The organism is Horticoccus luteus, assembly GCF_019464535.1.
In the GTDB taxonomy this organism is placed as follows: Bacteria; Verrucomicrobiota; Verrucomicrobiia; order Opitutales; family Opitutaceae; genus Horticoccus; species Horticoccus luteus.
On sequence record NZ_CP080507.1, the window covers coordinates 1,736,685 to 1,755,107 of the forward strand.

16 protein-coding genes are annotated in these 18,423 nt (G+C 62.7%); 11 read left to right on the plus strand and 5 right to left on the minus strand.

Annotated elements, in window-relative coordinates; genetic code table 11:
- The first annotated feature begins 51 nt into the window (after positions 1 to 51).
- Positions 52 to 969, plus strand: coding sequence for an aminotransferase class IV (locus tag K0B96_RS07220; protein ID WP_220165508.1), 918 nt, complete (start codon positions 52 to 54; stop codon positions 967 to 969).
- Here the strand turns inward: K0B96_RS07220 and moeB are convergent.
- Positions 966 to 2,099: a molybdopterin-synthase adenylyltransferase MoeB gene (moeB, locus tag K0B96_RS07225; protein ID WP_220165510.1), complete on the minus strand. Its 1,134-nt coding sequence runs from the start codon at positions 2,097 to 2,099 to the stop codon at positions 966 to 968. The two genes, K0B96_RS07220 and moeB, sit on opposite strands and share 4 nt — an antisense overlap.
- A 79-nt stretch (positions 2,100 to 2,178) precedes the next feature.
- On the opposite strand from moeB, the gene K0B96_RS07230 reads away from it, so the two are divergent.
- Genes K0B96_RS07230 through accD form a run of 5 tightly spaced genes read left to right on the plus strand, consistent with a single transcriptional unit; the run spans position 2,179 to position 6,083 of the window.
- Positions 2,179 to 3,267 (plus strand): mannose-1-phosphate guanylyltransferase, encoded by a 1,089-nt coding sequence (locus tag K0B96_RS07230; RefSeq protein ID WP_220165512.1) that lies wholly within the window; start codon positions 2,179 to 2,181, stop codon positions 3,265 to 3,267.
- A 4-nt stretch (positions 3,268 to 3,271) separates the two neighbouring features.
- On the plus strand, positions 3,272 to 3,715 hold the full coding sequence (gene ruvX / locus K0B96_RS07235) for a Holliday junction resolvase RuvX (RefSeq protein ID WP_220165514.1): 444 nt from the start codon (positions 3,272 to 3,274) through the stop codon (positions 3,713 to 3,715).
- Between the two features lies 1 nt (position 3,716).
- Entirely contained in the window at positions 3,717 to 4,472 is a 756-nt protein-coding gene (truA, locus tag K0B96_RS07240; protein WP_220165523.1) for a tRNA pseudouridine(38-40) synthase TruA, read from the plus strand.
- Positions 4,469 to 5,206, plus strand: coding sequence for a ComFC family protein (locus tag K0B96_RS07245; RefSeq protein WP_220165525.1), 738 nt, complete (start codon positions 4,469 to 4,471; stop codon positions 5,204 to 5,206). Before truA ends, K0B96_RS07245 begins: the two co-directional genes overlap by 4 nt.
- 7 nt (positions 5,207 to 5,213) lie before the next feature.
- Complete coding sequence (gene accD / locus K0B96_RS07250) at positions 5,214 to 6,083, plus strand: acetyl-CoA carboxylase, carboxyltransferase subunit beta (RefSeq protein WP_220165527.1); 870 nt, start codon at positions 5,214 to 5,216, stop codon at positions 6,081 to 6,083.
- Positions 6,084 to 6,112: 29 nt separating this feature from the next.
- Here accD and K0B96_RS07255 read toward each other — a convergent pair whose 3' ends face one another.
- From K0B96_RS07255 to K0B96_RS07270, 4 genes are all read right to left on the minus strand, one after another.
- Positions 6,113 to 7,114 carry an ABC transporter ATP-binding protein gene (locus tag K0B96_RS07255; RefSeq protein ID WP_220165529.1) on the minus strand — a complete coding sequence of 334 codons (1,002 nt, stop codon included), beginning with the start codon at positions 7,112 to 7,114 and terminating at the stop codon, positions 6,113 to 6,115.
- Positions 7,111 to 8,112 carry an ABC transporter ATP-binding protein gene (locus K0B96_RS07260; protein WP_220165537.1) on the minus strand — a complete coding sequence of 334 codons (1,002 nt, stop codon included), beginning with the start codon at positions 8,110 to 8,112 and terminating at the stop codon, positions 7,111 to 7,113. The genes K0B96_RS07255 and K0B96_RS07260 overlap by 4 nt, the downstream gene beginning before the upstream one ends.
- A 189-nt stretch (positions 8,113 to 8,301) precedes the next feature.
- Complete coding sequence (locus K0B96_RS07265; RefSeq protein WP_220165539.1) at positions 8,302 to 9,153, minus strand: ice-binding family protein; 852 nt, start codon at positions 9,151 to 9,153, stop codon at positions 8,302 to 8,304.
- 293 nt (positions 9,154 to 9,446) lie between these two features.
- Positions 9,447 to 11,339, minus strand: coding sequence for an LpxL/LpxP family acyltransferase (locus K0B96_RS07270; RefSeq protein ID WP_220165541.1), 1,893 nt, complete (start codon positions 11,337 to 11,339; stop codon positions 9,447 to 9,449).
- 96 nt (positions 11,340 to 11,435) lie between these two features.
- Here K0B96_RS07270 and K0B96_RS07275 point away from each other — a divergent pair, with 96 nt between their 5' ends.
- The 5 genes from K0B96_RS07275 (at position 11,436) to K0B96_RS07295 (ending at position 18,374) form a co-directional block, all read left to right on the plus strand.
- Entirely contained in the window at positions 11,436 to 12,410 is a 975-nt protein-coding gene (locus tag K0B96_RS07275) for a glycosyltransferase family 9 protein (RefSeq protein ID WP_220165543.1), read from the plus strand.
- 7 nt (positions 12,411 to 12,417) lie between these two features.
- Positions 12,418 to 13,686 (plus strand): serine--tRNA ligase, encoded by a 1,269-nt coding sequence (gene serS / locus K0B96_RS07280; RefSeq protein WP_220165545.1) that lies wholly within the window; start codon positions 12,418 to 12,420, stop codon positions 13,684 to 13,686.
- Positions 13,687 to 13,696: 10 nt separating this feature from the next.
- Entirely contained in the window at positions 13,697 to 14,740 is a 1,044-nt protein-coding gene (gene tilS / locus K0B96_RS07285; protein ID WP_220165547.1) for a tRNA lysidine(34) synthetase TilS, read from the plus strand.
- A 94-nt stretch (positions 14,741 to 14,834) separates the two neighbouring features.
- Complete coding sequence (gene ftsH, locus K0B96_RS07290) at positions 14,835 to 16,853, plus strand: ATP-dependent zinc metalloprotease FtsH (protein WP_220165549.1); 2,019 nt, start codon at positions 14,835 to 14,837, stop codon at positions 16,851 to 16,853.
- 135 nt (positions 16,854 to 16,988) lie between these two features.
- Positions 16,989 to 18,374, plus strand: a complete 1,386-nt coding sequence (locus K0B96_RS07295) for a UDP-glucose 6-dehydrogenase (RefSeq protein ID WP_220165551.1) — start codon at positions 16,989 to 16,991, stop codon at positions 18,372 to 18,374.
- Positions 18,375 to 18,423 lie beyond the last annotated feature (49 nt).

Sequence of the window (18,423 nt, forward strand, 5' to 3'; positions counted from 1 at the left end):
CGGGGGTTTTTTATTGGTTGCGCGGGCCGGGAAGGCGAAAACGTTCGGCCCATGGGCACTTCATTCATTCAGGCGAACTCCAATGGACGGCTGCACCCAGCCGCCGAGCCCTCCGTTTCGCCGTTGAACCGGGGGTTTCTCTATGGCGATGCGGTCTACGAAGTCTGGCGGACGTATGAAGGGGTGATCTTCGCTTGGGAGGAGCATTGGGAGCGGCTGGAGGCTTCAGCGGCGGCTTTATTCATGAAGCTGCCGCTGACCGCACCGCGAGCGCTGGAGGAAATCCGGCGCACGGTGACGAGTTTTCAGACGACCACGGGGCATCGCGGCGAGCTGTATATTCGCCTGCAAATCACGCGGGGAGGCGGGCCGATCGGATTGGATACCGCGCTGGCGGAAGGGGCGGACTTTGTCGTGCTCGTGCAGGAAAACCGTTTGTTGCCGCCGGAAAAGAGCGAGCGCGGGTTGTCATTGCGATGGGCAGAAAACATCCGTCGCAACCCGCGCGAGACTCTCAATCCAGCGTGGAAGACCGGAAACTATCTTAACAACGTGCTCGCGTTGCGGGAGGCGCGAGCGCGGGGCGCCGATGAAGTGGTCATAACCAATCTGGCGGGAGAAATAACAGAGGCGGCGGTCAGCAATATCGGATTTGTGCGCGGCGGGAAAATTATCACGCCCGCACTTTCATGCGGCTTGCTGGCGGGCGTGACGCGGCGGCTGGTGTTGAGCGAGGTCGCGCCGCGCGCGGGGATTTCGGCGAGCGAGGAAGTGCTGCTGCTGCGCGATCTGGCTTCGGTCGAGGAATGTTTTCTACTTTCCACCACGAAGGATGTGACCCCGGTCGCTGCGATCGATGACGTGAGGTTTGCCATCGGCCGCGGGACCGCGACGAGCCGGTTGAAGGCGGCTTTTGGCGAATTCGCGCACGGCTACGCCGAGCGACGTCGGGGCGAGTTGGGCGTTTAATAGCGCGTCATGGCGGGATCAAACGCGGTCGCCCACGCATCGATGCCGCCGTGGAGATTGAAGGCGTTGGCGAAGCCGTGGGCGCGCAAAAATTGAGTGACGCGAAGGCTGCGGCCGCCGTGATGACACATGAGCAGAACGGGGCGGTCGCGAGGAATCTGTTCGAGCTGCTGAGCAATCTCTCGCATCGGAATATGGCGGGCCTGAGCCACGCGGCAGATGTCGAGTTCGAAGGGTTCGCGCACATCGATGAGCACGGCGGCTGATTCCGGCCGGTGGAGTAGGTCGTGAGCGTCTTGCACGTTGATATCGAGCGGATGAGTTTCGTTGGACATGGAGGCGGGAGTGAGGGGGGCGGCGGGAGAAGATGTTGCGCGGCGAGTTCCGCACGCGGGACAAGCAGGATCGCGCGGGATGCGTTGCTCGGCAAAGGAGCAGGAGAGCGCATCGTAAGTCACCAAGCGGCCGAGGAGCGGTGCGCCGATCTGCGTGATCAGTTTCACCACCTCCATGGCCAGCAGGCTGCCGATGACGCCGCAGAGCGCACCGACCACGCCGGCTTCGCCGCAACCTGGCACCGACCCGACCGGCGGAGGCTGAGGAAAAAGACAGCGATGACACGGTCCGCCGACCGATGGATCGTAAACGGTCAATTGCCCGGAGAATTTGAAAATGCTCCCGTGGACGAGCGGGCGGCGCGTGCGAACGGCCGCGTCGTTGCAAATGTAGCGCGTGAAGAAGTTGTCGGTGCCATCGACAATGATGTCGTAGTCGCCGAAAATTGAATCCGCGTTCTCCGCCGTGACGGCGGTGGGTATCGTGATGACGGCGATGTGGGGGTTGAGAGCGCGGACGCGCGTGGCGGCGGAAGCGACCTTGAGTTCACCGATTGCGGCGGTGTCGTGCAGGATCTGGCGCTGGAGGTTGTGCAACTCCACGGCATCGGGATCAACGAGCCCGAGAGTGCCCACGCCCGCGGCGGCGAGATAGAGGGCGACGGGACTGCCGAGCCCGCCCGCGCCGACGATGAGCACACGAGCGGCCTGCAGGCGCTCCTGGCCGGCGAGGCCGATTTCGCCAAGCAAGACGTGCCGGCTGTAGCGCGCGAGTTCAGCGGAGGAGAGGGACATGGGGCGTTAAGAGACGTCAACCCGCACCGCGTGCAAATGAATTTGCCCCGCTGCGCTCCGGCGTCGCACTGTGGCGGATATGGCTCAGAAGTTCGTTGTTATTCTCGCCGGGGGCAAAGGAGAGCGGTTTTGGCCGCTGAGTCGTTTGCGCCGTCCCAAGCAGCTTCTCCCGATCGTCGGCAACCGCTCGATGCTGGCGCAAACGGTGGCGCGGGTTCTGCCGTTGGTGCCGGCGGAGAATGTTTACATTCTGACCAATGTCGAACAGGCGGCCGAGGTGCGGAAGGCGTGTCCTGAATTGCCGAAAGGTAACATCATCGCGGAGCCGGTGGGCCGCGATTCGGGCCCGGCGGTGGGTTTGGCGGCGGAAATCGTCGCCGCGCGCGATCCGAAGGGGATTTTTGCGTCGTTGCATTCGGATGCCGCGATCCACGACGAAAAGGCGTTTCAAAAGGATTTGCGGGTGGCGTTTTCCGCCGCCGCGGCGGCACCGGTGATGGTGACGATCGGGGTGAAGCCTCACGAACCTTCGACGGGTTACGGTTACATTCAGCGAGGTAAAAGTTGGCGCAAAGTGCGGGGCGTGACGGTGTCGAAAGCGCGGCGATTCGTCGAAAAACCGGCGGCGGACGTGGCGGAGCGTTACCTCGAAGCGGGCGACTATTATTGGAATACGGGGATATTTATCTGGAGTGCGCGCGTCGTGCAGGACGCGTTCAAACGCAACGCGCCGGAGTTGCACGCCGGGCTGGCGCGCCTTGGCGCAGCACTGCGGGCGGGCCAGAATCTCCCGCGCACGTTGCGGGCGATTTACCCGTCGTTGCCGAAGATCGCCGTGGACTACGCGTTGTTGGAAAAGGCGGACAACGTCGTGATGCTGCCGGCAAGTTTCGATTGGGACGACGTCGGCTCGTGGACCGCAATCGCGCGGCATCACGCGCACGATGCGAAACAAAATACGATCGTAGGCGATGGGTTGGTTGAAGAGGGCAGCGGGAACATTGTGTTTTCGGAAGCGGGGCACGTGACAGCGGTTTTCGGCGCGGATGATCTCGTCGTCGTGCACACGAGCGACGCGACGTTGGTGTGTCCGCGTTCGAAGGCGCAGGAAATCAAATCGCTGCTGAACCGGTTGAAGAGCGACGTGCGTGGGCAGCGGTTGTTGTGAGCGTATGCGTTGTCTCGGCATCGATTATGGCGCGAGGCGCATCGGCCTGAGCCAGGGCGATGAGCTCGGCGTGGCCACGCCGTTGCCCGCGCTGGTGCAGGCGGAACCGGAAAAACGCTGGGCGGCGCTGCTCGAAACGATCAAAGCGCGGCGGATCACCGACCTCGTGGTGGGTTATCCGCTCAACATGGATGATTCCGTTGGTTTCAAGGCGCAGGAGGTGGACGCCTTTATTGCGCGTCTGACGGCGGCGACGGATGTGCCGGTGCATCGGATCGATGAACGGCTGACGAGTTACGAGGCGGAAAGCTCGATTCCCAAGGTGCGGCGGCGCGACGTGCGGGCGAGCGGGGTGATCGATTCCCGCGCGGCGACGCTGATTTTGCAGGACTACTTGGATACGCGGATTCTGCTCTCGTCGGAGGACGGCGAACGCGACGAAACCTGACGTGAAGGCGACCTCGGAGCGTACGCGTTGGCGCGCCGTCTGTGCTTACGACGGGACAAATTTCGCGGGGTGGCAAAGCCAGGCGGGTGGCAATGCAATTCAGGACGTGATCGAGAAGGCGCTGGGCAAGGTGTTGAAGACGCCGGTCAGGATTCACGGCAGCGGTCGGACAGATGCGGGCGTGCACGCGCTCGCGCAAGTGTTTCACTTCGACGCAGCATGGTCCCACGGCGCCGAAAAACTGCGGGCGGCGTTGCGGGTGGAATTGCCGGCGGCGATCCAGATCGCGGCATTGCGGCGCGCGAAACCGACGTTTCATGCGCGGTTCGACGCCAAGGGGAAGATTTACGAATACCATGTTTGTCTGGGCGAGGCCGATCCGTTTACCCGGCTGTTTGTCTGGCCGGTCTTCCGGGCGCTGGATCTTGCCGCGATGCAGACGGCCGCGCGACGACTGACCGGTCGGCATGATTTTCGTGCGTTCACGGCGCTCAACGGGCCGGAGCGCGAGGACACGGTGCGCGATCTGCGGCGGTTGGAGGTCGCCCGGCGCGGGCGGCGGATCAAGATCACCGCGGAGGCGGACGGATTTCTCTATAAAATGGTGCGGAGCCTTGCCGGAACCCTCGTGGCGGTGGGTGAGGGAAAACTGACGCCGGCTCAGGTCACGGGTTTGCTCGCGGGCGGCGTGCGAACCGCCGCGGTGCCGACGGCGCCGGGCAAAGGCTTGTTCCTCCGACGCGTGCTTTACCGATGAAGAACGGATGGCCGCAGCTTGGTCGTGGTTTGGTGGACACGGTGTTTCCGCCGGTCTGCGTGAATTGCAACGGTCTCGTGGAGCACAATCCCGAATGGCGGCACGTGTGCCCGCGGTGCGTGGCGCAGATGGATTTTGTGCATGCGCCGCAGTGCACGACGTGCGGGCATCCGTTTTACGGGCACGTGATCGGTGAACGGTTGTGTCCGCACTGCGAGTCGCTGCACCCCGCTTTTCGCGAAGGGCGCACGGCGGTTTTGTTGAAAGGAGCGGGGCGCGCGCTGGTGCATGGGTTGAAATATCACCGGCAGTTGCACGTGCTCACGGATATCGCTGCGGTGTTCAGGCGTTCGCCGGCGCTGCTGGATTTCGTGCGCGACGGGCGGCTGGTGCCAGTGCCCTTGCATCCGCGCAAGGAGCGGGAGCGCGGTTACAATCAGAGTTTGTTGCTCGCCGAAACGCTTGCGGAAGTCGCCGGCGGAGCGACGACCGTGGCACCGATTTTGCGGAGAGTCGCCGACACGGAGACGCAAACGCATCGCGACAGAAGAGAGCGGCAGTTGAACCTGAAAAATGCCTTTGCACTGGCCTGCGACGCCGACATTAATACGAGCCAACATTACCTTCTCGTTGATGACGTTTTCACCACGGGTTCCACCCTCAACAGTTGCGCGCTGGTCTTGCGCCGCGCGGGAATCCTGAACCTCGATGTCGTGACGTTTGGTCACGGTTAATACCGCTATGTCGCATTTCGACAAACCCACTTACAACGTCCGCCGCACGCGGAAAAAGGACATTCCCCAAGGGATCTACACGAAGGATCCGATCACGGGGGAAGCGTTGTTCACGAAGGACATCGTGGACAACCAAATGGTCTCGCCGAAGAGCGGGCATCATTTCCCGATCGGAGCGCGCGAGCGCATCGCCGCGCTCGTCGACAAAGAATCTTTCCGGGAAATAGCGGCGAATGTGAGATCGGGCGATCCGCTCACGTTCGTCGATTCGACGCCGTATCCGGTGCGTCTAAAACGATACGAAAAGGAGAGCACGCTGCCGGAGGCGGTCATTACGGGAACGGCCAAAATCCACGGGATCGAGGTATCGCTAGCGGTGATGGATTTTCGGTTTTGCGGCGGCACGCTCGGGTCGGCGACGGGCGAGAAGATCACGCGCGCCATCGAAGAGGCTTTGGAACGGAAATGCCCGTGCATCATTTTCAGCACGTCGGGTGGCGCGCGCATGCAGGAAGGGATCCTCTCGTTGATGCAGATGGCAAAGACGAGCGCGGCGCTGGGGCGCCTGGCGGAGGCGGGATTGCCCTATGTTTCGGTGCTGACGAATCCGACGACGGGCGGTGTTTCAGCGAGCTTTGCGACCATCGGTGACGTGATTCTGGCGGAGCCGGGCGCGTTGATCGGATTCGCGGGTCCCCGCGTGATCAAGGATACGACGAAGCAAACGTTGCCGCCGGGGTTTCAGACTTCGGAATTTCTGCTCAAGCACGGACTCGTGGACCAAATCGTGAGCCGCACCGAGATGCGGGATCGGCTGGGCGATCTGCTGCTCGCGTTGCACGTGAAGAAAAGTCCGGGCGTCAAAGCGAAGAGCTGACGAGCGAAGCCGCGCCGGGCGGATTCGCGTCAGATTTCGTCCAAGCGGATACAGGCAGCCGTGCGGTTCTCGCCCGCGGGCAAGAGTGGAGGCACTCGTTCGCGGCAGCGCGCCACGGCATAACGGCAGCGGGGATGAAAGGCGCAGCCGGGCGGAGGTGAGAGCGGAGAGGGAGGATCGCCGTCGAGAACGATACGCGACGCAGCCGGGCCGAGGTCGGACTTCAGCGCGGGAATGGCACTGACCAGCGCCTGCGTGTAGGGATGTCGCGGTCGATCGATCACGTCGAGGGCGGGGCCAAGCTCCACGATTTTCCCGAGATACATCACGGCGATACGATCGGAGATATGTTTCACCACGGAAAGGTCGTGGGCGATGAAGATCAGGCTCAGGTTCATCTCGCGGCAGAGACGCGCGAGCAGATTGAGGATCTGAGCCTGGATGGACACATCCAGCGCGGAAACGGGCTCATCGGCGATGAGGATGTGCGGATTCAGCGCCAGCGCGCGTGCGATGGCGATGCGTTGCCGCTGGCCGCCGGAAAATTCATGCGGATATTTTTGCATGAAGCGCGGCGCGAGGCCGACACGCGCCATCAAGTCGGCGACGCGGCGGGGGATTTCGTCGCGTGGGGCAATTTGGTGGACGCGCAGCGGCTCGGCGAGCGCGTCGAACACGGTCATGCGCGGATTGAGCGATGCGTAGGGATCCTGAAAGACGAGCTGCATCTCGCGGCGCGCGGCCGCCAGTTCGCGTTCTGAAGCGCCCGTGAGTGTGCGGCCGTTGAGGAGGACCGTGCCGGAAGTGGTGGGCACGAGTTGGAGGATGGTGCGCGCGAGCGTCGATTTTCCGCAGCCGGATTCACCGACGAGGCCGAGCACTTCGCCGCGCGCGAGGGAAAGCGTGACGCCGTCGACAGCTTTGAGGATCTCGGCTTCGCGGTGGAACCAGCCGCGCGAGCGCACGGGGAAGTGCGTGGCGACGTCGCGCAGTTCGAGCACGGGATCGGTCGTGACAGAGGGCTGCGTCATGACAGGGCGGGCGCGGCGTCGAAATGGAGTTCGCCGGCCTGGACGCGCAAACAGGCGTGAAGATGCCCGGGGGCGCTGGGTAGAAGCGCGGGCGTTTCGGCGGTGCAACGGGCGGTGGCGTATTCACACCGGGGAGCGAATGGGCAGCCGGGGAGCGGTTTCGAAACATCGGGCGGCAGGCCGGGAATCGTGAAGAGTTCGGCGCCCTTGGGCTGGAGCGACGGGATGGAGCGCTGCAGCGCGCGGGTGTAGGGGTGTTGAGGTTGAGAAAACAGCGTGCGTGTGCCGGCGGTTTCCACGATGCGTCCGCCGTACATGACCTGAACGCGATCGCAAAGACCGGAGACAACGCCGAGGTCGTGAGTGATGAAGATCACCGCCATGCCAAGGTCGCGCTGGCGTTGCTTGATGAGTTCGAGAATTTCCGCCTGCACGGTCACGTCGAGGGCGGTCGTCGGTTCATCGGCGATGAGCAGCTCCGGACGCGTGATCAATGCCATGGCGATCATCACGCGCTGACGCATGCCGCCGGAAAACTCGTGCGGGTAATGGCGGATGCGGCGCACGGCGTCGTTGATGCCGACGGCTTCGAGCGCAGCGATGCCGCGTTTCAGCGCCTCGCGCGGAGAGGTTTTCTCGTGGATCAAGAGCGGCTCGATGAGTTGATCCGCCACGCGCAGGTAGGGATTGAGCGACGTCATCGGATCCTGGAAGATCATCGCGATGCGTTTGCCACGGATGGAACGCGAGACGCGGGGCGGGCAGCGCAAGAGATCGATGCCGTCGAAGATCGCCGAGCCGCTCTCAATGCGGCCGGGCGGCTGCGGAATCAGGCCCATCAACGAATAGCAAGTGACGGATTTGCCCGAGCCGGATTCGCCCACGAGGCCGAGAGTCTCGCCGCGTTCGATGTCAAAGCTCACACCGTCGACCGCACGATAGACGCCCGAGCGCGTATGGAAATACGTGCGGAGGTCATTGACGGCGAGCAGCGGCATCGGAGCGCCAAGGTGGCGAGCGCGCCGCCGGACGGGCAACGTTTTATTGAATCACCGCAATGCGCGCGAGAGCTCGCCCAACAGGACGAGCCGGCGGCGAGCGGCTGAGACTGGGCGTGGGTGCGGACGTCACCAGCCCGCCGAGCGTGTGGTCCGCGCTCCGAACGACGTGGAGACGGGCGGGCCGGATCAGGCGGCGGCGTGTTTCCGACCGGCGATGCGGCGGCGCGAGAGGACGATCAACAGCAGGCCGGCGCCCATCGCTCCATAGGTGCTGGGTTCGGGCACCGGGGTGAGTTGCGGAGAGCAAAAGCCGCCATCGATCGCGCTGGCATCGATGCGATTGTTGTCGAGGGTGACAGCGCCATTGAGCGCGAGGGCGCGGCCAAAATCGATGGAGGCGCCGGTGTTCAGGGTGATGCTCGCCAGCGCAAGAATGTTGCCCGCGAATGCACTGCCGGTGCCGAGCGTGGCGGAGCTGCCGACCTGCCAGAAAAGCCCATTATCGGGGCCGCAGGCGTCACCGATATTGACGATATTCACCGCCGAATTGCTTGCGCTGATCAAGGTGCTACCAATCTGGAAAACAAAGCGGGCGTTGGCATCGCCCTGAGCGTCAAGCGTGAGAGTGCCGGTCAGTTGAGCGGATGAACTGAAACGATAAACGCCAGGCGTGAGCGTCAGACCACCAAGATCCAGGCCCGTCAGGTCGGAGGTGAAACTGAGGCCGGCGAGCGTCGTATAGGCGGACGCGGCATCAGCGTGGGCTTGCGCAGAAGCGAAGTTGCCGAGGTTGGACGCGCCGGAATAGAGCCCGGGCCCGCCATCGAGGGCGGAGAATCCGGTGACGGCGGTGCCGGGAGAGACGCCGAGGTCACCGGTGATCATGGTATTGCCGGTATTGGTGACGGCCGAGCCGCCGAGAACGCCGTAGCTGCCGGCGGCGCCGATGAGTTGCGCCTGAGACGAAGGCGCCAGAGCTAAAAACACCAGCGATGCAGCCAGAGTGCAGATTTCGCGGAACGGAGGTTGGTTCTTCATGATACTTTTCCTTTTCTAATGGGCCTTGATCCGATCGGCGTCGGCTGGAAGCCACGCTCGGGAAACGGGAGCCCAAGCGACCGCGAGATACGGTGCGTGCAATCGGGCTGGGGAGCCCCATGAAAATACTTTACTCGCTAACCGGATCGCGGGCTAGTGGGCTTACGCTGGTTGGGCTATGAAGCAATCGACTCTTCGAGCGGGGAGAATGGCTGATGCAGAAAACGTTGAAGCGTTGGCGAGACGGCGGCGGAGACCGTTCCCGGGACACGGCTCGTGTGTTTCGGTTTGGCTCAAGCGAGTTGGGCGCGGACCGCGGTCGCGACGGTGGTGGGAAGAAGTTCCGCCAAAGGCGCGCCGCCCGTGGACGGACAATTCGCGGGCTGCAAAATTTGAACCGGGGCGGCGAACACTGGGCCCGTGCGCACGGGGTTGGTGGGACCGAACAGGGCGATCAGCGGCACGCCGAGCGCGTTGGCGAGGTGCATGCCGCCCGTGTCGTTGGTGACGAGCAGTTCGCATTCGGACAGCCCGGCGCAGTATTCGGCGAGAGTTGTGCGGCCGGCGAGATCGGTGACGCGTGACTCGAAACCAGCGGCGATTTGCTGGGTGATCGGCCGGTCATTGGCCGTGCCGAAAAGCAGCACGGGGCGGTCGGGCGGGAGGGCTTCGAGCAGATCGCGCCAGTAAGTGACGGGCCAGCGTTTTTCGGGATTGTTTTCGGAGCCGGCGATGAAACCGATCGGACGCGATCCGGGGGGCGGTGGAGCGCTCGTGCGGATCGGCGTTGTATTGGGTTCGCCCACCAAACCGAAGGCGCGAAGAAAGTGCGTCCACAACTCGAGTTGGTGATGCTGGCGTTCATCGAATCCGGGCGGCACGCGAAAGGCGTGCGAAAGGAGAGGCCGGCGCTTGCCTGGCCGCACGAGACCGAAGCGCTGGCGGCAGCCCGTAAGACGGGCTTCCAGATCACCGCGAAAGGAGTTTGTGAAAAGGAGGTAGCAGTCCGGAAATTCGCGGCGCGCACGCCAGAAATGAGCGAAGTAGCCACGGCCGCGCGGGGGCAGCGGGCGGATGTGGTCGGCGACGGCGAAGTCGCGCAGAAGGTCCGCAAACGCGGGCTTGGCCACGAGGGTTATTTCGGCGTCGGGACGGGAATGGCGGATGGCGCGCAGGAGCGGCAGTGCCATCACGACGTCACCGAGCCAGTTGGGGAGGCGAATCCAGAGGCGGGTTTTGCGCGGCAGTTGCATCCAGTTGCGCAGGCGAAGATCGGTCGCGAGGAAATCGCGTTTGGCTTCGAGTCGCAGGCGGCGCGCGGGCATGTCCTGATTGCGCCAGCGATCGTGCAACCAAAGCCAGGAGGCGCAGGCGTTGTCGTCGGCTTGCAGGAAGTTTTCGAGCCAACGGTTGAGGTTGATGACGGGCTCTTCGATGCCGGTGCCGGCGTCTAGGCGGTGCGCATCGATTTCGTAGGACCAGAAGCCGTGGCGGCGGGGAAACACGCAGACGATCTCGGCGTGGTATTTCTCCACCAGCAGACCTGGTAGTTCGGAGCTGGAGCAAATGCGCCCGAAGAGCGTCGCGAGTGCGCCCTGCAAGCCCGCATTTTGGTCGAACAGCAACGCCACGAGGCCGCCACGGCGCAGCACCTGCAGCGCCTCGGAGAATCCGCGTTTGCGGGAAAGCATTTTTACGCCGAATCGCTCGCGAGTCAGGCGCACCCAGGCGTCGAGGACGGGATTGTCGAGGGGACGAAAGATCGTGTTGAAAACGGGAGAGTCGGCACCGAGGAGCAGTGGGAGCGCGGTCTGCATTTCCCAGCCGGTGAAGTGCAACGTGGCGATCAGCGTGGGCGTGGAGGTTTGCACCTGCCGCCGGGAGAGGGCGCGCATCGTGGGTGAGACCGAGGCGATGCGTTGCGTGCGCTCGGCGCTGAAAAACGGCATCGCCAGCGAGAGTAAACCCGATTCCACCAGCCGATGGGAGCAGGCGCGGGCGATGCCGCGGCGCCAGGCATCGCTCCGCTCAGGGAAAGCGTGATGGAGGTTGGAGAAGAGCAGGCGTCGGCGACGGCGGAGAACGAGCAGCATCGCGTCGCCCAAGGCGGCGCTGAGGGCCCGCAACAGCGGCACGGGCGAGTGCGCCGTGAGCCAGCCGAGGATCTGCAGAAGCAGTTTAAGCACGCGGGAGCCGGATTAGCATTTGATTTTCAGCGGGAAAAACCATGAAACGAGAGGCTCGCGTGGTTAAAAGCAGATTCTGCGGCGCGCGGGCTTACAATGATCGAACTGCTCATCATCAAACCTTCCTCGCTGGGCGACATCGTCCAGGCGCTGCAAGTCGCGACGTCGTTGAAGGCGCAGCGTGACGATTTGCGCATTTCGTGGATCGTGCGCGACATCTTCGCGCCGTTGGTGCGGGCGTGCGAAGCGGTGGATGAAGTTTTTGTCTTCGAGCGCAGCGGCGGCACGAAAGGGTTTTTGCGCCTGATGCGGGAGGTGCGGCGAACGAAATTCGATTACGTTTTTGATCTGCAAGGGTTGCTGCGCACGGGTTTGATGACCTCGCGGACGATCGCGAAAAAGAAAGTCGGCCGCACCGACGCGCGGGAGTGGTCGAGTTTGTTTTACGACGAGAAAGTGCCGTTGCCGCCGAATGGGCGGAAGAGCCACGCGCTGGAGATCTTGCTGCAGTTTTGCGGCGTGCTGGGGGCAAAGCCGGAATTGCGGGGCACATTGAAATTTCGTGCGCCGGAAGGGTTGAATCTGAAGTTCGTCGAAGGGCGGAGCGGCGGGAAGCCGGTGCTGATGTTTCCGGACAGCCGGCGCGCGGAGAAATGCTGGCATGGGTTCAAGCAACTCACGGAGATGGTGTTGCGCTCCGACCGCAACCGCAAGGTCGTGTGGGCGGGGAGCAATGTCGTCGCGGATCGCGGGGCATTTCCCGCCGCGCAGTTCCTGAATCTGACCGGCAACACGAGCCTGCTGTCGCTGCCTGCGTTGGTGAAGAGCGCGGATTGGGTCATTTCCAATGACAGCGGACCGATGCATCTGGCGGCGGCGTTGGGCGTGCGCACGCTGGCGATATTTGGGCCGACCGACCCGCGGCTCTATGGCCCGTTTCCGCCGGACGCGCCGACGAATCATGTGATTCAGGCGCCGGTCGGCGCGTTGAAATTACTGACGGCGAAGGATGTCTTCGCGCGTTTGCAGAAACTCGAAGGCAAAGGCTCGCGAGGCCGCCGCAGCGAATAATTTTCCCATGCTCGATCCCAAACTTCTCCGCGATTCGCCGGACATCGTCCGCGCCGCCATCGCCAAAAAGCACCTCGATATCGATCTCGATGCGGTCCTCGCCGTCGATACTGCGTGGCGCACGCGTTTGATCGAGGTGGAGCATTTGCGCGCCCAACAGAAGGCCGCGAATGCAGAAATGGCGGCGCTGCCGAAAGGGTCGCCCGAATTCATCGCGAAGGTGCAGGAGATGAAAACCGTCGCCGCCCGCGCGAAGGAAGGCGACGCGAAGCTGAAGGAGTTGGAGGAGAAATGGCGCGAGGCATTGCTTTCGCTGCCCAACCTGCCGCACAGCTCGGTGCCGGAAGGGCGCACGCCGGAGGAGAACGTGGTCTATGCCTTGCACGGCGCTCAGGATGCGGCGTATCCCGCGGCGCGTCCGCATTGGGAGATTCCGGGGTTCGAGCGGCTTTTCGATTTTGCGCGTGGCGCCAAGGTGACGGGGGCAGGTTTCCCGTTCTTCATCGGCGATGGGGCGCGGTTGGTGCGGGCGCTGTTGCAATTTTTTTTGGAGGAGGACACGCGGGCGGGTTACGTGGAGGTGGCGCCGCCGATCTTCGTGAATGAAGCGAGTGCCACGGCGACCGGGCAGTTGCCTGACAAGGAAGGCCAGATGTATGAGACGACCGACCGGCTCTTCGCCGTGCCGACGGCGGAGGTGCCGCTCACGAATTTTTTCCGCGACGAGATTTTGGACGAAGAGGCGCTGCCGGTCTATCGGTGCGCTTACACGCCGTGTTTCCGCCGCGAGGCGGGGAGCTACGGCAAGGATGTGCGCGGACTGAATCGGGTGCATCAATTCGACAAGGTGGAGCTGCTCAAGTGGGTCCATCCGGAGTCGAGTTACGTCGAACTCGACAAACTGCGGGAAGATGCCGAGCGGTTGATCCAAAAACTCGAACTGCCTTATCGCGTGCTGCTGATGTGCGGTGGCGATCTGGGTTTTGCGCAGGCGAAAAAATACGATTTGGAAGTCTGGGCGGGCGGGCAGAAGCGGTGGCTGGAAGTCTCCAGTTGCAGCAATTTCGAGACGTTTCAGGCGCGGCGGGCGCAGATCCGGTTTCGCAGCAAGGAGAGTGGGAAACCGGAGCTGGTGCACACGTTGAACGGCTCGGGGCTGGCGGTGCCGCGCATTGTGGCGGCGTTGCTGGAAAATAATCTCCAGCCGGATGGCACGGTACGCATCCCGGCGGCGCTCGTGCCGTATTTCGGCAAAGAGACGTTGCGGTTTGCGTAGGTAAAGACGCATGGCGCGGCGCCTCATCGACTGGCCGTCGGCCGCGGTCCGACTGGCGGAGGTGTTACCGCGCGAGCGGCTGCACCCGCGGGTAGTCGCGTGGGCTGTGCACCCGAGAAATCGGGCGACGCCCTGGACGGTGGCGCTTTCGGGCGGCGCCGACTCGCTGAGTGTGCTGCTGCTGCTGTGGGGCCTTTGGCCCGAGCAGCGGCGCAGACTTCGCGTTGTGCATTTTGATCACCGGTTGCGCGGACGTTCATCGATGATGGACGCACGGTTTTGCGCCGAGGTCTGTCACGGGCTCGGGTTGGCCTTGAAAATGGGCCGATGGGACGAGCGGCCGTTGAAAGTGAGTGAAGCCACGGCGCGCGCGGCGCGAATGGCGTTTTTCGATCAGGTCCTCGAGCGGCAGAAAGAGAGCGCAATCTGGTTCGGCCACCAGCAGGACGATATTGCAGAGACACTCTTGATGCGCCTGGCGCGCGGCAGCGGAACCGCAGGCTTGGCGGCGCCGCGCCCGGTGCAGGCGATTTCCCGAAGGCGCGTGCACCTCCGACCGTTGTTGACGTTGAGCAAAGCAGAAATCACGCAGGCGCTAACGGGGGCCAACATTCCGTGGCGCGAAGATGCATCGAATGCACGCGCGACGTTTCTAAGAAATCGGATCCGGCGCAGCGTGGTGCCGGCGTGGAGCGAAGCTGTCGCCGGGCGCAATGTCCTTCAAGGGGCGGCGCTCGCGCGGGAGTTGATCGAAGAGGACGATGCGGCGTTGGAAGAGTGGACGGAGAGGCTGCCGCTGTTCACTCCGGCGGGCGCGCTGCGGCTGGCCGCGATCGCCGGGTGCCCGCGGGCGGTCAAGCGCCGCGCGTTGGCCCGGTGGCTGGCGCAGCACCAGCTTGTGCGAGCGCTTTCGCGTCAGGCGGTGGACGCGTTATTGCAGGCGATCGAGCGTGGGGGGGCGGCGCGCCACAGCGTGGGACGCGATGTATTCGCAGTGATCCGCCGTGGCTTACTGTGCATCGAACGCCGCAAGGTCGTTAAGGCCCAACGCTAAAGCGTGCGCGGCGTTATCGCGGCGGCCCGATTGACATTACTCGGGGAACATCCAGCTTGGCGGCTCAGTCGAAAACACTTAGTTTAATCCTCAAATGCCTGAAGTGGACAACAAGAAGAAGCGTCGGCCTTTAAAGAATCTGCCGCCAGATCGTTTTCAGCCGAAAGTGCTATTTATCTGGTTCGCGATTTTCGTCGCGGCCATGGCGCTGCTGTATTGGACGCCCGGGCGGATGACGTCGCCGGCGACGCTGAAGATTCAGCAGGTGGTCGAGCTCGCTGAAGGCGGCAAAATCAAGGAAGGCGTGATCCGACCGGACGCGAGCGGCGGGCGCGACTGGGCGGTTGTCACCGGCGAGTTGAAGGAGTCGATCCCGGAAGCCCCGGGCAGCAGCACGATGACGAAACAGTTTCGCGCGGCGGGGCGGCTGACGGATTCAAACATGGAGCGTTTGCAGAAGGCGCAGGTGTTCGCGGAGCAACCGGCGACGACGCTGCTCACGCAAATCGCGGCGCAGGTGGTGCCTTTCCTGATCATTATCGGACTGCTGTATTTTCTCTTTGTGCGGCAGCTCAAGCAGGCGGGCCGCGGGGCATTGAGCTTCGGCAAAAGCCGCGCCAAACTACTCACGCGCGATCGTGACAAAGTGACTTTTGCTGACGTGGCGGGTTGCGACGAAGCGAAGGAAGAAGTGGCCGAGGTCGTCGAATTTCTGAAGGACCCGAAGAAGTTCACCAAGATGGGCGGCCGGATTCCGAAAGGCATTCTGATGGTCGGGCCTCCGGGCACCGGTAAGACGTTGCTGGCGAAAGCCGTGGCCGGGGAGGCGGAGGTGCCGTTCTTCTCGATCAGCGGATCGGATTTCGTCGAAATGTTTGTCGGCGTGGGCGCCAGCCGCGTGCGCGACATGTTTGAGCAGGGCCGTAAGAATGCGCCCTGTCTCATCTTCATCGATGAAATCGATGCGGTGGGCCGTCAGCGCGGTGCGGGCCTCGGCGGCGGCAACGACGAACGCGAGCAGACGTTGAATTCCCTCCTGGTTGAGATGGATGGCTTCGACACCACCGAGGGCGTGATCATCATTGCCGCGACGAACCGGCCGGATGTGCTCGACAGTGCGCTGCTGCGCCCGGGGCGCTTCGACCGCCAGATTTACGTGGACCTGCCGGATTTGGTGGGGCGGGAACAGATTCTTCGCGTTCACGCGCGGAAGATCTCGTTGGCGGAGAATGTCGAACTCTCGATCATCGCACGCGGGACGCCGGGCCTCTCCGGTGCCGAACTCGCCAATTTGTTAAACGAAGCGGCGCTGCTCGCCGCGCGGCGCAATAAAAAGAAGGTTGAGATGATCGATGTGGATGATGCCCGCGAGAAAGTGCAGTTTGGTCGCGAACGCCGTCGTTTGATGGACGACGAGGAGAAGAAACTGACGGCGTTTCACGAGGCGGGACATGCCTTGGTACAGGGGGTGCTCGATGACGGCTATCTGCCAGTCCACAAAGTAACAATCATCCCGCGCGGGCGCAGCCTTGGCAGCACGATGTTTATCCCGAAAAAGGATGTGCTTACCCACGCGAAACAACGGATGTTGAATCAAATCGCCATGGGTTTGGGCGGCCGGATCGCCGAGGAAACGGTGCTGGGCGACATCTCGAGCGGGGCCGCGGGCGACATCAAGCAGGTGACGAAAATCGCGCGTCACATGGTGTGCGATTGGGGCATGAGCCCGTTGGGCCCGATCGCTTACGGAGACAACCACGACACCGTGTTTCTCGGGCGGGAAATCACGCGGAACGAGAAATATTCGGAGGAGACTGCGCGTCGGATCGACGAGGAAATTCGGCGCATCATCGATGAGCAATATCAGCGCGCCACGCAGATCATCACCGAACGGCGCGACGCGTTGGAGAAGATCGCGAATGCGTTGATCGAATTCGAGACGATCGAGGGCAAACACGTCTTGGAGATTCTCCAGCACGGAAATATCCAGACGCCGGTTTTTCGCGATCCGCTCACGAAGCAGGACACCAAGCCGGTCGAAAAGCGTCCGCCGGAGAAGAATGCGGCAGCCGATACGCTTCCCGGGTCCAGTCCGGCACCGACGCCCGCTTGACGGGTCAGTGGGAGCAAGGAAACGAACGTGGGCGATTCGCCCACGTTTTTTTTGCGTCGTGATTCCTTCATGCACGCGCCAGAAAATCGGCCTTGGTTTTTTCAACTTCACCGAACACAAATCCCTTACTGAGATATGAAAATTTGTTGCATTGGCGCAGGTTACGTAGGCGGCCCGACCATGGCCATGATCGCGCTCAAGGCGCCGGACATCACCGTGACGGTGGTGGATATGAACGCGGCGCGGATCGCGGCGTGGAATTCCGACACGCTGCCCATCTACGAGCCGGGACTTGATGAAGTGGTGCGCGAAGCCCGCGGGAGAAACCTGCATTTTTCCACCGACGTGCGCGGTGCCATCAAAGACTCTGACATCATTTTCGTGGCGGTGAACACGCCGACTAAAACCTACGGAGTGGGGAGCGGACGCGCGGCCGACCTCCGATTTATCGAGTCCGTGGCGCGCACCATCGCCGAGGTGGCGGACGGTCCCAAGATCATCGTCGAAAAGTCCACCATTCCGGTGAAAACGGCGGAGACGATCAAAGACATCCTCGCCGCCAACACGCGGGGAGCGAAGTTTCAGGTGTTGTCCAATCCGGAGTTCCTGGCAGAGGGCACGGCGGTGGCGGATCTCATCAGCCCGGATCGCGTCTTGATTGGCGGCGAGCGTGTGCCGGACGGCGACGCGGCGGTGCAAAAGCTCGTCGATGTTTACGCACGCTGGGTGCCTCGCGAGCGGATCATCACAACTAATCTGTGGTCGTCGGAGCTCTCAAAATTGGTGGCCAACGCGTTTCTGGCGCAGCGCATCTCCTCGATCAACTCGATCTCCGCGTTATGTGAGGCGACCGGCGCGGATGTTGATGAAGTGGCTAATGCGATCGGAAAGGATAGCCGGATCGGCTCGAAGTTTTTGAAGGCGAGCGTCGGCTTCGGTGGCTCCTGCTTTCAAAAAGATATCCTGAACCTCGTCTACCTGTGCGAGCACTTCGGACTGCCCGAGGTGGCTTCGTATTGGGAAAGTGTCGTCAAGATGAACGACTGGCAGAAACACCGGTTCGCCGGTCGGATCGTGCGCGCACTTTTCAACACGGTGGCCGACAAGAAAATCGCGGTGCTGGGTTTTGCGTTCAAGAAGGACACCAACGACACGCGCGAATCCGCGGCGATCAATATCTGTCGCGATCTGCTTTCGGAGCACGCCCGGGTGGTGGTGTATGATCCTAAAGTGCCGGCGGATGAAATCCGGCGCGACGTGCTGGGCGGAGCGAAAAAGGAAGGTGCCCAGGAGTTGCCGGAGGAGCGGTTAAGTGTCGCGCAGAGCGCCTACGAGGCTGCGAAAGGCGCGCACGCGATTGCGATCGTCACCGAGTGGGATGAGTTCAAGACGCTCGATTACGGAAAGATCCACGAAGCGATGGCGAAACCCGCGTTCATCTTCGACGGCCGAAATATCCTCGACCTGGCAAAGTTGACGGCGATCGGTTTTCGGGCGCACGGCATCGGTAAGTCTGCGTAAGCGGAGAACTCGTTTTCGGCGGCATCTTTTTTTGGGGTGTCCAACGTCG